14 protein-coding genes and 1 tRNA gene are annotated in these 14,805 nt (G+C 67.8%); 7 read left to right on the top strand and 8 right to left on the bottom strand.

The annotated features are described in order from the left end of the window. Positions 1 to 169: 169 nt before the first annotated feature. Complete coding sequence (locus GFD30_RS21785; RefSeq protein WP_153027274.1) at positions 170 to 682, bottom strand: hypothetical protein; 513 nt, start codon at positions 680 to 682, stop codon at positions 170 to 172. 189 nt (positions 683 to 871) lie between these two features. Here GFD30_RS21785 and GFD30_RS21780 point away from each other — a divergent pair, with 189 nt between their 5' ends. Both GFD30_RS21780 and GFD30_RS21775 read left to right on the top strand, forming a co-directional pair. Next, complete coding sequence (locus tag GFD30_RS21780; protein ID WP_153027273.1) at positions 872 to 1,177, top strand: hypothetical protein; 306 nt, start codon at positions 872 to 874, stop codon at positions 1,175 to 1,177. A gap of 51 nt (positions 1,178 to 1,228) precedes the next feature. Further along, positions 1,229 to 2,272 (top strand): phosphotransferase enzyme family protein, encoded by a 1,044-nt coding sequence (locus GFD30_RS21775; protein WP_194202063.1) that lies wholly within the window; start codon positions 1,229 to 1,231, stop codon positions 2,270 to 2,272. 395 nt (positions 2,273 to 2,667) lie between these two features. Here GFD30_RS21775 and GFD30_RS21770 read toward each other — a convergent pair whose 3' ends face one another. Further along, positions 2,668 to 3,921: a hypothetical protein gene (locus tag GFD30_RS21770; protein ID WP_153027271.1), complete on the bottom strand. Its 1,254-nt coding sequence runs from the start codon at positions 3,919 to 3,921 to the stop codon at positions 2,668 to 2,670. Positions 3,922 to 4,212: 291 nt separating this feature from the next. Between GFD30_RS21770 and GFD30_RS21765 the strand changes: the two genes are divergently transcribed. Next, positions 4,213 to 5,310, top strand: a complete 1,098-nt coding sequence (locus tag GFD30_RS21765; protein ID WP_153027270.1) for a PDDEXK family nuclease — start codon at positions 4,213 to 4,215, stop codon at positions 5,308 to 5,310. A 239-nt stretch (positions 5,311 to 5,549) separates the two neighbouring features. On the opposite strand, the gene GFD30_RS21760 is transcribed toward GFD30_RS21765, so the two are convergent. The 4 genes from GFD30_RS21760 to GFD30_RS21745 all read right to left on the bottom strand — a co-directional run bounded on the left by GFD30_RS21760 (position 5,550) and on the right by GFD30_RS21745 (position 9,051). After that, positions 5,550 to 6,062, bottom strand: a complete 513-nt coding sequence (locus tag GFD30_RS21760; protein WP_153027269.1) for a hypothetical protein — start codon at positions 6,060 to 6,062, stop codon at positions 5,550 to 5,552. Between the two features lie 171 nt (positions 6,063 to 6,233). After that, a tRNA-Ala gene (locus GFD30_RS21755) sits at positions 6,234 to 6,306 on the bottom strand. Positions 6,307 to 6,486: 180 nt separating this feature from the next. Beyond that, positions 6,487 to 7,854 carry an amidase gene (locus tag GFD30_RS21750; protein WP_153027268.1) on the bottom strand — a complete coding sequence of 456 codons (1,368 nt, stop codon included), beginning with the start codon at positions 7,852 to 7,854 and terminating at the stop codon, positions 6,487 to 6,489. Positions 7,855 to 7,905: 51 nt separating this feature from the next. Further along, positions 7,906 to 9,051 (bottom strand): cystathionine gamma-synthase, encoded by a 1,146-nt coding sequence (locus GFD30_RS21745; protein WP_153027267.1) that lies wholly within the window; start codon positions 9,049 to 9,051, stop codon positions 7,906 to 7,908. Positions 9,052 to 9,145: 94 nt separating this feature from the next. On the opposite strand from GFD30_RS21745, the gene GFD30_RS21740 reads away from it, so the two are divergent. Then, positions 9,146 to 9,409 carry a hypothetical protein gene (locus tag GFD30_RS21740; protein ID WP_153027266.1) on the top strand — a complete coding sequence of 88 codons (264 nt, stop codon included), beginning with the start codon at positions 9,146 to 9,148 and terminating at the stop codon, positions 9,407 to 9,409. A 330-nt stretch (positions 9,410 to 9,739) separates the two neighbouring features. Here GFD30_RS21740 and GFD30_RS21735 read toward each other — a convergent pair whose 3' ends face one another. After that, positions 9,740 to 10,132, bottom strand: a complete 393-nt coding sequence (locus GFD30_RS21735) for a VOC family protein (protein WP_153027265.1) — start codon at positions 10,130 to 10,132, stop codon at positions 9,740 to 9,742. Positions 10,133 to 10,197: 65 nt separating this feature from the next. On the opposite strand from GFD30_RS21735, the gene msrA reads away from it, so the two are divergent. Then, entirely contained in the window at positions 10,198 to 10,803 is a 606-nt protein-coding gene (gene msrA, locus GFD30_RS21730) for a peptide-methionine (S)-S-oxide reductase MsrA (RefSeq protein ID WP_153027264.1), read from the top strand. 88 nt (positions 10,804 to 10,891) lie between these two features. After that, positions 10,892 to 12,070 carry a cryptochrome/photolyase family protein gene (locus tag GFD30_RS21725; protein WP_153027263.1) on the top strand — a complete coding sequence of 393 codons (1,179 nt, stop codon included), beginning with the start codon at positions 10,892 to 10,894 and terminating at the stop codon, positions 12,068 to 12,070. On the opposite strand, the gene GFD30_RS21720 is transcribed toward GFD30_RS21725, so the two are convergent. Then, positions 12,043 to 12,555 carry a MarR family winged helix-turn-helix transcriptional regulator gene (locus GFD30_RS21720; protein WP_153027262.1) on the bottom strand — a complete coding sequence of 171 codons (513 nt, stop codon included), beginning with the start codon at positions 12,553 to 12,555 and terminating at the stop codon, positions 12,043 to 12,045. The two genes, GFD30_RS21725 and GFD30_RS21720, sit on opposite strands and share 28 nt — an antisense overlap. Positions 12,556 to 12,657: 102 nt before the next feature. Here GFD30_RS21720 and GFD30_RS21715 point away from each other — a divergent pair, with 102 nt between their 5' ends. Beyond that, positions 12,658 to 14,754, top strand: a complete 2,097-nt coding sequence (locus GFD30_RS21715) for an MMPL family transporter (RefSeq protein ID WP_153027261.1) — start codon at positions 12,658 to 12,660, stop codon at positions 14,752 to 14,754. Positions 14,755 to 14,805: the final 51 nt, after the last annotated feature.

The following is a 14,805-nucleotide window of genomic DNA, read 5'->3' as shown; positions in this document are numbered from 1 at the left end:
ACCGTCAACGCCTACATTCGACCCTCGGCTACAAGACCCCCGCCGAGACCCTGGCCGAGTATTACGCTCGCGCCGCCTGAAACCCAACCGTTATGAGATCCGCGTCCAAGATCCTTGCTACACCTCAGTCAGCCTCTCCAGCATCTAGCGCTTGATCCGCGCCTCCCGCCTATCTGTTCGGCCGTCGACGGTGCGATGCCATCTTGCAGTTGCGGCAGCCATCGACCATCGCGATGGCCCGAGCGCGGAAATCGCGCTCAGCAGCCTCGTACGACCCGAATGGCTCGTTGTACTCGCGGACATCGAGCCACACCTGGAGGTGAAGCAAGGCATCGCAGCAGTAGTACCCGATGCCCTCGTCTTGGTAGTGCCAAAACAGCGCAAGGATGCCCGACAGTGCATCGGTGAACTCGCACTCCCCGGCCAAATACCTGGCGGCAATCTCCCCAACCCGTCGCTCGAGCACCGCTTTCAACGGCTCGATCCCGCACCCGAGCTGCTCCGCCACCACCGGAATGAGGTCCCGGATCTCAAGGCGCTCCTCACGATCGAGCCCGGCGAGATCCCGCAGAGCTGGCGAGTCAAGCCCGCGAACCAGCGCGTGCGCCGCCTCCATCGGCATATCGACCCCGGAATCGAAGCCGTGCAAGAAATCCTCGAACACACGCATCAACCGCTGCACGAACCAAGAATGCCTGGATGCCGACGCCATGGCGACCTGTTTCCGCCGCACCAACCGGGGCCCGCAACGCCGGTTCAGAGGTACGCCAAACCTCGGAGCGTCTGAGGGGATAAGACAAGGAGAGCAGTCCTCAACCTGAGGACCGCTCTTCTATCGAATGTCGGTATCTGTGAGCTTGCAACGACCTACTTGGACCCAGCGCCACAGGTCAGCGCTGACACAATCCGGCTCCCGGACCTGTTCAGGAACCTCACCCGAAATCCTGACCCACACCCTATCTCCGAACAGCCCAAGCCCCGCTCAACGAACGGCAAGCCTTGGGCGCTTGACCGCCGCCTCACCAGCGCCGACCGTGCCGCCATCGTGAGCGAGTACCAAGCAGGCGAACTCCAGAAGACCCTCGCAAAGAAGTACGGCATCAGCCTCTCCAGCGTTAAACGCCTGATCAGGGAAGCACGGTCCACAAATCTTCTTGCCGCGTTCGCGGGGCTCTGATGGGATGGCATGCAGGGCGCCGCTACCTCCGCGGCCCGAAACGGAGTCGCCATGCCGCAGCACCACCTCGCCCCGACCGCACTCGAGTCCATCGCAATGACAGCACTGGCCGAATACGACCTGCCCGAACCGCTCCACGTAGTGCCGATCCGAGTCCTGAACAACAGCGTCCACGAGGTGATCGCCGGTGACGACAGTCGATACGAACTGCGCCTCCACCGGCCCGGGGCCCGGCGCAGCGACCACACCCTCGCCGAACTGACCTTCCTTGCCGATGTCCATGCGCCCTTGGCAGCCGAGCGCGTCACGGTTCCCACACCGGTTCCCGCCGCCGACGGTCGACTCCTCGTCTCCCTCACACTGCCGCAGGAAGCGGGCGGCAGCGCGCCAGTGGAAGCGCACTGCGATCTGCTCACCTGGGTCGACGGCAAAGTACGCCGCCCCGGCGGCGGGCTCGGCGTCCGCGGTGTCTATCAGTTCGGCCGGGCCCTCGCTCACCTCCACCGTGTTGCCGAGAACTACACGCCCCCAGCCGGGTTCACCCTGCCGACTTGGGACGCCGCAGCGATGTTCACCGCCGAGCACTCGCCCTACAACTCCGGGCCAATCGACAAGTTCCTCAGCGGCGAGGACCTAGCCCTGTTCGAAACGGTCGCTGAACAGACTGCCGCCATCTTCACTGAACTCGGCAACGACAGCGAGTCCTTCGGACTGATCCACAACGATTTCATCCTCGGCAACTGCCATCCCGTTCGACGCCGCCCCCACAGCTGGGACATCGGTGTCCTGGACTTCGACGAGTGCGGCTGGGGCCACTACCTCTACGACCTTGCACCCCTGATGGGCAACCTGAGCGACTACGCCCACTTCGAGAAGCTCATGCATGCGTTCCTCACCGGATACCGCATCGCCCGGCCACTGCCAGAAGACCTCGAGACCCATCTGCCTGTTCTCATGGCCGCCCGCCATGCGAGCCACTGCCTGTGGGCAGCCGGCCTCGCGCGCCGCCCCGGTGTGCAGGAACTCGACACTACCGCCCACATCATCTACCGCATGACCGAAATCCGCCGCTGCCTCGCCCTCGGCCAGCGATAGATACCGACCAGCTGGAACACTCGACAGCAGCCACCGAGCTATACCGACCCGACAGAAGAGGCACCCAAGCATGGAAAGAGCGGTCACCGCATATGACCGCTTTAGGCCTCTATGTCTTATTCTGTGGAGCTGGCAACGGCCTACTTGAACCCCTCACCCCAGCTCAAGAAGCACATCATCCAGCTTCGCGGACTGTCATTCCGGAGCCATCCAAATCCTGACCGCACGAATCGCAGTACCACCAGCGACATGGCCTGGCGCTGAACCGCCGCCTGTCCGAGTCAACACGGGCAAGCATAATCGCCGAATACCGAGCTGGAGCCCGCCAGCAAACCCTGGCGGACCGCCACAGCATCAGCCTCTCCAGTGTCAAGCGCCTAGTTCATGCCATGCGGCTATGGGTTGATTTGGCACGCGGCCGATAATTCTCGCAGCTGCATGAGCATCGCTGAATCGAACCCGGAGTACTCGTCTATCCACCAGGGCAGATCGACTCCCTGCGGGGGTTTCTTGAGGTCGATGCCATGGAACTCTACCCAGCCCTTGTTTCCGCCGGAAAGCTCAAACTTAAGTACCCCTCCGCTAAATTCCGATCCCCTGAAATGGAAGTCGACCTTCTTGCAGAGTGAATTCACCCTGAATGTCCCGCCGTGGAACTCTGCTCCCCATGCGGAGAAGTGCCCGTTCTCAATACTGCCCAGATCAAAATCGACTAGGCCACCGTAAAACTCTAGCGCATCGAACGCGAACGTGACACCTCTGGTTCTCACAGATTTGAATCTGATTTCAGAGCTATGTATCTTCGCACCCGAGAACGAGATTTTTCCGCCAGGCAAGCTGAAGGTCTCATCGAATTCAATTACTGTTCCCGAAATTTTGCAATGTGAAAAATCAATAACGGATTCACGGGCAGAGCTATTTCTGAATATCAATTGCGAGTCGGTCAAGTTTGTATGAGAGAGATTCAGCTTGTCGATATGTGAAATAGAGAACTCGTATCTGAGGCCCGTCCAGTTTTCGATGGCGCCAGCGAGGGGATCTAGTCTTTTTCGAATTTCCGAAATTGCGAACTTTTGAAGTCGGTAGGAGGAGCTGGATTCCAAATCAGCGTCCGTACTGGTCGGACTTACATCGCCTTCCGAGGGAGAGGTGCTGGTGTGCAAGGGTTTCTGAATGAATGCGCACAACAGGTCGACGCACATCTGTCGCTGCTCGGGCCAATCATCTGCCAAAGATGCGAGTGCGATGATGCCTGCGGTCTGCGACATCTCGGCCTCTTCTCCAAGTTGCGCGCTTGCTTCTCTAAACCGATCATGCATCAGTCTTGTGTCTTCGCGCCGTTCTTCTCGTTCACCGAGCTGCTGGCGACGGTACGTCACAACAAGCGCAACTACTCCACCGATCCCACCGGTAACGAGAAGGGAGACCTTGATCAATTCCAGGCGAGCGGACTCACCTGAGATCGGAGGTAGTGAAGGTCCGCCCGCCACGGACCACAAGATTCCTCCGGTAACTACTGCACTCCCAGCAGCGAGGGTCAATACGAGCAGCACGTGGGCCAGCAAGGGGCGCTGAGTCCACTGAGCGTTGATCCATCGCAAGGAAGCCCTCACCCGCTTGAGGAGTGAATTCGGCTCATGCTTTCCCATATGCAATGTCTACAGCACCAGCAGGAGGATTCACTGGCCGGGCTGAAAGATCTACTCAACCAGGTCGGTCGGCCGCTCCAGACCCTGGCCGCTGGACCGCCGTCCACCCACGCTGTCACTGGAGGTGGACCAGACAAGCGTATGTGAGAGGTCGTCGCAGAGAGGCAGGGCATTGACCTCTCGTGCGGAGCATCCTGGCTGGCGTTGTGGGAGTTGGAAGGCCGACCCTTCGCGGTTTCGGAGCCGATCTAGCCCTTGCCAGGAGCTACCGACAGCACTCACACTTGGTGCATGACTTTGGAAGTCGGATTGTGGCGTGCGGATGAGAACGGTCTGACCCGGCTGTCTTCAAGCCGGGTCACGCTCGAATCGAAACTTGAAGACTACATCGAAGCCGATCCCGACATCCTCGGTCAACGCTTGATGCTCATCGGCCGCCAGGTGCCTACCGCCTACGGCGGCTCCATCGACCTGCTGGCCGTCGATGCCGAGGGAGCGGTGCACGTCCTCGAGCTAAAGCGGGACAAGACACCTCGCAATGTAGTTGCTCAGGTTCTCGACTACGGTTCCTGGGTATCAGAGCTGGACCACGCCCATATCGTCGAACTCTTCGACGCGTACCGTCCAGGAATCGCGTTTGACGAAGCCTTCGCAGAGCGTTTCGAAGGTGAGCCCCCGGACCAGCTCAACTCTGCTCAGGTGTTCACCATCGTCGCTGCATGGGTTGACCCCTCTACCGAGCGGATCGTGCGCTTCCTCAATGAGACCTTCAGCGTTCCCGTCAACGTCGTGTTCTTTCGCCACTTCGAAGACAACGGCACTTCGTACCTGGCCCGGACCTGGCTGGTGGCAGGTGAGGCCGCATCGGCTCCTCCCCACAACAAGACACAGCGCACGAAGGAGCCATGGAACGGACGGGACTGGTACGTGTCCTTCGGGGCGGGCGGCGACAGTCGCTCCTGGGACGACGCCCGCAAGTACGGGTTCGTCTCCGCTGGTAGCAGCCCGTGGTACTCAAAGACCCTCAAGGGCCTCCCGATCGGCGCGCGGATCTTCACCTGCATCCCCAAAACCGGATACGTCGGCGTTGGCATTGTCACCGGCGAGGCTGCACGGTTCGACGAAGCAGTGGTCTTCGTCGACGGCCAAGAGCAGAAGCTCGCCGGGCTCCCTCTTGCCGGCGGCTACCGTCACAACTCGGCAGGCGACACCGACGATGAGGCCGAGTATGTGGTTCCCGTCGACTGGAAGAAGACCGTCCCAGCCAGCCAAGCGATCTGGCGAACCGGCATGTTCGCGAACCAGAACTCGGCATGCCGATTGAGCAAACGGTTCACCATCGAAACAGTCGCTGCAGCGTTCGGCGTAGCTGCAGACGATCCGCTCTGACGGTGGTATCCCCAGGCTGCATGCCATCGATATCGCATCGCCGTTTGTGTCCTGGTCAAAATTCAGCGTCGCGAGTTCAAGCGAGTACCAGTCGCCGGCCTCGGTGAACCGGTGCGGCATTGAAGGGCGTCAGGAGCGCCATCGCGGCCGCATACCAAGCTGGCGCCCGCTGGCAGGTCCTCGCCGACCGATACGGGGTCAGCCTCTCCAGCATCAAGCGTTTGAACCGCGCCTCCCGCTTATCTGCTCGGCCGTCGACGGTGCGAGGCGATGGTGCAGGCACGGCAGCCGTCGACCATTGCGAGGGCCCGAGTGCGGAAGTCGCGTTCAGCGGGCTCGGCCGACCCGAAGGTCTCGTCATACTCGCGGACATCGAGCCACACCTGGAGATGTAGCAAGGCGTCGCAGCAGTAGGGCCCGATCCCCTTATCCTGGTAGCGCCAGAACAGCGCGAGGATCCCTGACAGCGCATCGGTGAACTCGCGCTCGCCGGCCAAGTACGCGGCGGCGATCTCCCGGACCCGCTGCTCGAACACCGCTTGCAACGGCTCGATCGCGAACCCCAGCTGCGCTGCCGTCGCAGTGACGAGATCCCGGATCTCAAGGCGCTCCTCGCGATCGAGCCCCGCGAGATCCCGTAGCGCTGGCGAGTCAAGCCCGCGCACCAGCGCGTGCGCCGCCTCCATGGGCACATCGACCCCCGAGTCGAAGCCGTACACGAAATCCTCGAAGACACGCATCAACCGCTGCACGAACCAAGAATGCCTGGACGCCGACGCCATGGCGACCTGGTTTCCGCCGTACCGACCGGGCCGGCAGCCCCGATTCAGAGGTGCTTCCAACCTCGGATCGTCTGAGGGGCTAAAGACAAGAAGAGCAGTCCTCAACATGAGGACCGCTCTTCTATCGAATGTCGGTATCTGTGGAGCTTAGGGGATTCGAACCCCTGACCTTTTCCATGCCATGGAAACGCGCTACCAACTGCGCCAAAGCCCCTTGATTGGCGTTCCAGAGGCGGTTAGACCTTGGAACCGGGACTAGTTTACACAGTGTTGGTCGGCGGTCCCAGGGTGGGGCGCGAGACCGGGGTCACGCTCGTGAGCTGGGGGGTTTGGTTCGCGTAGATGCGGGACTTCGGTCGGGGTGCGCCGGCACGGTCCGAAGTCCCGCATCCTGCTAGTCCCAGCTGAGGCCCGGCGCGTAGCGGCGGGGGCGGAGTTTGGCGATGAGTTGGGCGGCGACGTCGAAGAGGCGGCCGGTGGAGCCGGGCGGGCCGACGAGCTGGACCGTGGCGGGTGCGCCGTCGGAGCGCATGCCGACCGGGACGACCAGGGCCGGGAGGCCCGCGAGGCTGAACGGCGCGGTGAACGCGGCCGCGGAGGCCAGGTGGGTGACATTGGTGCGCAGCGGCTCCAGCGACCACTCCTTGGCCGCGGGCGGCGCCGAGGGCAGGCCCGGGGTGATGAGGACGTCGTAGTCCTCCAGGTCGAACCAGTCCTCGAGGTGGCGGCGGACGCGGTTGCCGTCGCCGAGGACGCCGCCGAACAGGCCGCGCAGGTAGGTGCGTTCGCCGACGGACACCAGGCGCTTGGTGCGCCGCTGGAGGCCGTCAGGGCCGCATTTGAGGCTGCGGAGGTACGCGGCGCACGTCCAGGCCCCCGAGGAGGCCGGCGTGAGCCGCGCGCCGAAGCGCGGCTTGGCGCGGAACGTGTCGTGGCCGAGGTCGGTGAGCGAGCGGACGGCCTTGAGCAGCCACTTCGTGGCGTCGTCGTCGACGCGGGCCGGCAGCGGGGCGATGTTCGTGGCGGCGATCCGCAGGCGGCCGGGGTCGCCGGTCGAGCGGGGCGCGCGGTGGGTGAGGGCCGCGTACGCGAGCGCCGCATCGTCGACCGTGGTGGCCATGACGCCGACGTGGCCGCCGAGCCAGTGGTCGGGGTCCGAGTTGATGTCCGCGGGGACGTGCTCGGGGCTGTAGGCGACGATCCCGCAGGCCGCGGCGGCGGTGCGGACGCCGCCCGCGGAGCCGGGGCCGTCGAGGCCGATGCCGATCGGGGCCGCGCCGGTGGCGACCGCGAGGGCGGTGCCGCCGGAGGGCCCGCCGATGCCGCGGTCGGGCCGCCACGGGTTGCCCGGGACGTTCCCGTCGTCGTCGGTGGCGGGCCACAGCCCGAGTTCGGAGGAGCGCCCGAACGCGACGACGACCGCGCCGGCGCCGCGGATGCGCTGCACCGCACGGTGGTCGGTGTCCGCTATCGGGAGGACCGCCGCGTTCGAGCCGAGCCGCGGGGCGTGCCCGGTGACCGGGAGCTGCTCGCAGACCACGACCGGGACGCCGGCGGCGGGCAGCGAGTCGCGGTTCTCGATCTCGTCGACGGCCGCGGCCTCGGCGAGCGACTCGATCTTGCGGACGCCGGTGAGGGCGGCGTCGGCCTCGCGGTGGTCCTCGATGCGGCGCAGGTGGTGGTCGACGACGAACGCCGCGTCCGCGTCGCCGCGCCGGACCGCCTTCGCTATCTGCTGCGCGGTGGTTCCCGACCAGCTCACTGATCGTCCTTTCTCGCGGGGGACTGGGGATCGAACTGGAGGACGATCGGGTCAGCCGAGCGCCTGGCGCAGGTCGGCCAGGAGGTCGTCGGCGTCCTCGATGCCGACCGACAGGCGGACGAGGTCGGCGGGGACCTCGAGGGCGCTGCCGGCGACCGAGGCGTGGGTCATCCGCCCCGGGTGCTCGATGAGGGATTCGACGCCGCCGAGGGACTCCCCGAGCGTGAACACCTCCGTGCGGGCGCACAGGTCGACCGCGGCCTGCTCGCCGTCTTTGTGGCGGAACGAGATCATGCCGCCGTACCGCTTCATCTGCTTGCCCGCGACGTCGTGGCCGGGGTGGCCCGCGAGCCCCGGGTAGCGGACCTCGGCGACCTTGGCGTGGCCGGAGAGGAACTCCGCGAGGATCTCGGCGTTGTCGCAGTGGCGGTCCATGCGGACGCCGAGGGTCCTGATCCCGCGCAGGGTCAGGAACGCGTCGAACGGTCCGGCGACGGCCCCCATCGCGTTGTGGTGGAAGGCGATCTTCTCGGCCAGTTCCTCGTCGCGGACGACGACGGCGCCGCCGACGACGTCGGAGTGCCCGCCGATGTACTTGGTGGTCGAGTGGACGACGACATCGGCGCCGAGCGCGAGCGGCTGCTGGAGGTACGGGCTCGCGAACGTGTTGTCGACGACGACGAGCGCGCCGTGGCGGTGCGCGAGCTCGGCGATCTGCTCGATGTCGGCGATGTTGAGCAGCGGGTTGGTGGGCGTCTCGATCCACACCAGCTTCGTGCCCTCGCACATGCAGGCGGTGACGGCCGCGAGGTCGGTGAGCGGGGCGGCGGTGTAGCGCAGGCCCCAGCGGGTCGCGACCTTGTCGAACAGGCGGAACGTGCCGCCGTAGGCGTCGTCGGGGATGATGACGTGGTCGCCGGGCGCCAGGAGCGCGCGGAGGATCGTGTCCTCGGCGGCGAGGCCGGACGCGAACGCGAACCCATGGGTGCCGCCCTCGATCGAGGCCAGGCAGGTCTCCAGGGCGGTCCGGGTCGGGTTGCCGGAACGGGAGTACTCGTAGCCGCCGCGCAGGCCGCCGACCCCGTCCTGCTTGTACGTGGAGGTCGCGTAGATCGGCGGTACGACCGCGCCCGTCAGCGGATCCGGCTCCTGCCCGGCGTGGATGGCGCGTGTGGAAAACCCGTGACCGTCATGCATGTCCCTAAGCTAGCCGACGCGAGTACCACTGGCTATGGATAGGCGCGCTATCGTGCAGACGACACTTACCACTTCCTTGCTTAGGAGATGCCTCATGGGCTTCGACGAAGTACACAAGATGGACATCACCGGCGACGGTGTCGACGAGACGGTCGGCGTGCGCCGCAACGAGGACGGCTCGGTCGAGTACCACGTGGACGTCGACGACGACGGCACCGCCGACCTGCTCGCGGTCGACAAGGACGGCGACGGGGTCATCGACCACGTCCTCATCGACCACGACGGCGACGGCAAGTACGACACCGCCGTCGTCGACGCCGACGGCGACGGCGAACTCGACGCCGTGGCCGAGAAGTAGACGACCCCTCGGCAGGAACGCCCTACTGACTTCGCACCGCGGGCGGCTCGGCAGTACGCCCGTCGGCGCACCGCAGGCTTCACGACCGGCGGCCGGCGAACGCCGCCGACCGGTCGGGGGTTCGCGGACACCGTCATGGCCGATCGGAAGCGGTATGTCCGCCTTCGGCCGTTCGCCGGTGTGCTGCGCCGATGCCGAGCCGTCCGCGGTCGCGCTCGGGGTCGCGTTCGCGTTCAGGTCCGCGTCGGACCCCCGCGTCATAGTCGAGACCGGGGGCGCCTGCGGATCGAGGAATCCTCGTTTCCGGCCGCCCGCCGGTCCCGGCCCGGCTCAGCTCTTGGCGGCGGCGCGTTCGGCGTCGGAGCGCTCGACGCAGAACTCGTTGCCCTCCGGGTCGAGGAGGGTGACCCAGCCGGAGCCGTCCTCGCGGCGGTGGTCCTCGTAGAGGGTCGCGCCGAGCGCGAGGAGCCGCTCGACCTCCTCGTCGCGGGTGGTGTCGGGGGAGATGTCGAGGTGGAGGCGGTTCTTGACGGTCTTGCCTTCCGGAACATCGATGAACAGCAGGCCGGGCTGCCCGCCGCCCGGGCCGATGTAGTTCTCCTCCTCCTCAGGCGAGTTCGGGAACTCGGGGTTCTCGACGTACCCGGTGACCTGCTTCCAGAACTGGCAGAGGGCGTAGCCGTCGCGGGCGTCGAACGTGACTTGATTGATCCTTGAAACCATCGGCCTACGCTATCGGTCGCGCTCGACACGTGGCGATCGTTATTCGCGCGTGACAGACTTGCCTGATGAGCATCACGCACCCGGTCCTGAAGCACCCCATCGAAGGCTCCCCGGGCCCCGAGGCGCAGTTCGCCTACTTCGGCATGGGCTGCTTCTGGGGCGCCGAGCGGCTGTTCTGGCGCGTCCCCGGCGTGTGGACGACCTCCGTCGGCTACATGGGCGGCAACACCGAGAAGCCCTCGTACGAAGAGGTCTGCACCGGCCTGACCGGCCACGCCGAGGTCGTGCGGGTCGTCTACGAGCCGGGGAAGGTCGACTACGACGACCTCCTCAAGGTCTTCTGGGAGAACCACGACCCGACGCAGGGCATGCGGCAGGGCAACGACATCGGCACCCAGTACCGGTCCGTCGTCTACACCACGACCCCGGAGCAGCAGGCCGCCGCCGAAGCGAGCAAGGAGGCGTTCGAGCCGGTCGTGCGCGGCGCCGGACTCGGCCCCATCACCACCGCGATCCTCCCCGCCGGCCCGTACTGGCTCGCCGAGGACTACCACCAGCAGTACCTGCACCACAACCCGAACGGGTACTGCAACCACGGGCCCAACGGCCTGTCCTGCCCGGTCGGCGTCGTGAAGGCGCAGACCGAGGTCGAACCGCCCCGCGCCCGCTGACGCGGCTCCCCGCCGCGGGCGTGCGCCGCCGGTAGGCTGCCCCGGAGTCGTCCTGTTCCGGCCGACCGCACCGCCCCGGGGAGCCGCAATGAACCGGACCGCCGTCCTGCTGTTCACCCGCGACCTGCGCGTCCATGACAACCCGACGCTGGCCGCCGCATGCCGCCTCGCCGACCGGGTCGTCCCGCTGTACGTGGACGACCCGGGGCGGGCCTCGAACCCGAACCAGCGTCGGTTCATGCTCGAATCCCTGGACGATCTCCGGGTGTCACTGCGCGCCGCCGGCGGGGACCTCGTCGTCCGCCGCGGCGCCACCGCGGCGCAGGTCGCAGCCGTGGGCGAGGCGACCGGCGCCGATCTCGTCGTCTGCGCCTCCGACGCCGGGAGGTTCGCCGCCGGCCTGCGCGAACGCCTCGCCGACGTCGCCGAACTCCGCGTCGCGCCCGGCCCGGCCGTAGTCGAGCCGGGCCGGCTCCTGCCTTCCGGCGGCGGCGACCACTACCGGGTCTTCACCCCGTACTGGCGGGCCTGGTCGCAGGCTCGATGGAGGGGCGTCGAACCCGAACCCGAGCGCCTGCGCACCCCCAACCTCCCCGACTCGGACGAACTCCCGCCCGCCGATGCCACCGCGACGCACCTGCCGCCGGGCGGCGAGCGCGCCGCGCTCGCGCGCCTGGACGCGTGGGCGCCCGGCTCGGACGACTACCCCGACCGGCACGACGACCTCGCCGGCGACCGGACTTCGCGCCTCAGCCCTTACCTCGCCCTCGGCTGCCTGTCGGCCCGCGAACTCGCGGCCGACCCGCGTCTGCCCGAAGCCCTGGTCCGGCAGTTGTGCTGGCGCGACTTCCATCTCCAAGTCCTGGCCGCGTTCCCGTCGCTCACCGACGTCCCGTACCGGCGCGGGGCCCGCGACGACTGGGAGTCCGACCCGGCCGCGCTCGAGGCGTGGCGGCGGGGCGAGACCGGCGTCGGCATCGTCGACGCCGGGATGCGTCAGCTCCTGGCCGAGGGCTGGATGCACAACCGGGCCCGGCTCATCACCGCCGGATACCTCGTCAAGACGCTCGGGCTCGACTGGCGCGCGGGCGCGGCCTGGTTCGCGCGCCACCTGGTCGACCTCGACGAGGCGAACAACTGGGGGAACTGGCAGTGGACCGCCGGGACCGGCAACGACACCCGGCCGAACCGCGGGTTCAACCACGAGCGGCAGGCGGCCCGATTCGACCCCGACGGGGCCTACCGTCGCCGCTGGGCGCCGTCGTGAGGCGGCGCCTCCCGGCCGGAGCCGGCCGCTTTCATCGCCTCGGTGCTGACTTCGAGGAAGCGGGCGACGACCATCCGCTCCTCGGCGGTGAACCCCGCCCACGATTGCGCGAACGCGATCGCCAGCGGCGTGAACAGGTGCCGGTTCGCCTCCACGGCCGCCTCGGGCACGTTCAGCGCCACCCGGCGGCGGTCCCCGGCGGGGCGCGAGCGCTCGACGTGTCCGAGGGTCTCGAGCCGGTCGATGAGCGCCGTCGTGGCCGAGGGGCTCAGTCCCAGCTCCCGCGCGAGCGCGCCCGGTGACATCGGCTCGCCGCGCCGTGCGGCGTCCATGACCACCAAGAGCGCGTTGACGTCGGTGCGGTGGAGCCCGTGCACGGCCCCGAACCGCTCGGCGTACCGGTCGGACTCGACGGTGAGGGTCTGGAGGAGCCGGGTGAGGTCCAGGTCGGTCGGCGCGTCGTCACCGCCGGTGTCGCTGGTCATGGGCGAGGTTCCTGTCCGTGTCGGTGGTCGACCTGTATCTTACTATTTCGATCATCGAAATATATGTCGATGGAAGCACCTGCTGCTGGACGAGGAGACCGCATGGCCCCCGAACGACCGCAACCCGTCAGCCGACTGCGCTGGCTCCTCCCCGCGCTGCTCGCGCTCGCCTGGCTCGCCGTGGGCGGCCTCGCCGGGCCGTTCGCCGGGAAGCTCAGCGAGGTCGCCGTCAACGACGGCTCCGCGTTCCTCCCGTCCTCAGCGGAATCCACCGAGGTCAGAGAGGCGCAGGCGGCCTTCGACGACACCGAGGCGACCCCGGCGGTCATCGTGGCCGAACGCAGCGGCGGCCTCGGTGAAGCCGACCTCGCCTACCTCGCGGCCGCGAGCGCCGCCCTCGCCGAACTCGAGTTCAACGCCGGCCCGCCGATCCCGCCGCAGCTCTCCGGGGAGACCCCTCCCGAAGCGGCGCAGACGGTCGTCCTCATCGACGCCGCCGCCGACGAATCCGAGGCCGTCGCATCGATCCGCTCGCTCCTCGACGAGGGCCGCCCGGACGGGCTGGACGTGCTCGTCACCGGCCAGGCCGCACTCGGCGCCGACCTCGGCGAGGCCTTCGGCGGCGTCGACGGCCTCCTCCTGCTCGTGGCCGCCGCCGTCGTCGCCGTGATCCTCGTCCTCGTGTACCGCTCCCCCCTGCTGCCGGTCCTCGTCCTGCTCACCTGCGGGTTCGCACTCGCGGCAGCGAGCGCCGCCGTCTACGCGCTCGCCGACGCCGGCGCGATCGACCTGAACGGGCAGAGCCAGGGCATCCTGTTCATCCTCGTCTTCGGCGCCGCCACGGACTACGCGCTGCTCCTGGTGTCCCGCTACCGCGAGGAGCTGGCCCGGGAGGTCCCCGGCGGCCGGGCCGACCGGTTCACCGCGGTCCGCCGCGCCCTGCGCGCCACGATCGAGCCGATCGCCGCATCGGCGGGCACGGTGGTCCTGGGCGTGCTGTGCCTGCTGTTCAGCGAGCTCGAGTCGAACCGGGGCCTCGGCCCGGTGGCGGCCATCGGGATCGGCGCGGCGTTCCTCGCCGCGGTGACGTTCCTGCCGGCGGTGCTGGCGCTGTTCGGGCGGGCCGCGTTCTGGCCGCGCCGCAGCGGCGGCGCCCGCCGCTCGCGCCTGTGGTCGAACGCGGCCGGGCTGGTCGCGCGCCGCCCGCGCGCCGTGTGGGCGACGACGGCCGCGGGCCTGGTCGTCCTCGCGGCGTTCATGGTGCAGCTCCGCGCCGACGGCACCGCCCAGACCGAGGTGTTCCTCACCGACGTCGACTCGGTGGCCGGTCAGGAGGTCCTCGCGGAGCACTTCCCGGGCGGCTCGGGCGCGCCCGCGGTGATCGTCGCGAACGAGTCGCGGCTCGACGCGGTGCTCGCCGCCGCCGACGTGGACGGGGTCGCCGCGGCCGCCCCGGCCGTCGACGAGTCGGGCGAGGTCCGGGTCGTGGACGGGCTCGTGGAGATCGAGGCGGTCCTCGAGGACGCGCCGGACAGCGACGCCGCCATGGCCGCCGTGGAGCGCCTGAGGGAGTCGGTCCACGCCGTCGACGGCGCCGACGCCCTCGTCGGCGGCCCGACCGCGATCCAGCTCGACACCCTGGCGACCTCCGAGCGGGACCGGGCGGTGATCATCCCGATCGTGCTCGCGGTGATCCTCCTGGTGCTCATGGCCCTGCTGCGGTCCATTGTGGCGCCGCTGCTGCTGACCGCGACGGTGGTGCTCTCCTTCGGCGCCACCATGGGCGTCTCGGCGCTGGTGTTCAACCATCTCCTCGGGTTCCCCGGCGCCGATCCGACGGTCGTCCTCTTCGGATTCGTGTTCCTCGTGGCCCTCGGCATCGACTACAACATCTTCCTGATGACGCGCGTCCGCGAGGAGTCCGGGCGGATCGGCACGAAGGCGGGGACGCTGCGCGGCCTGGTCGCCACCGGCGGGGTCATCACCTCGGCGGGGGTGGTCCTCGCGGCGACGTTCTCGGCGCTCGCGGTCCTGCCGATCCTGTTCCTCGCCCAGATCGCGTTCGTCGTGGCCTTCGGGGTGCTCCTCGACACCGTCGTGGTCCGCTCCCTGCTGGTCCCGGCGCTCACCGTCGACATCGGCAGGGCCGTCTGGCGCCCCTCGAAGCTGGCCCGGGTAAGGCCCCTCAGCCGAAAGTAAGGGGCCTGAGGGCCCGGCGGCCCCGAACTAAGGAAGGCGAGGGCCGCTTCG

Origin of the sequence: Glycomyces albidus (assembly GCF_009451885.1) — a bacterium.
GTDB classification, from domain to species: Bacteria; Actinomycetota; Actinomycetes; order Mycobacteriales; family Micromonosporaceae; genus Glycomyces; species Glycomyces albidus.
The sequence above is the reverse complement of the archived record's forward strand: the minus strand, read 5'-3'. Positions and strand labels throughout refer to the sequence as shown.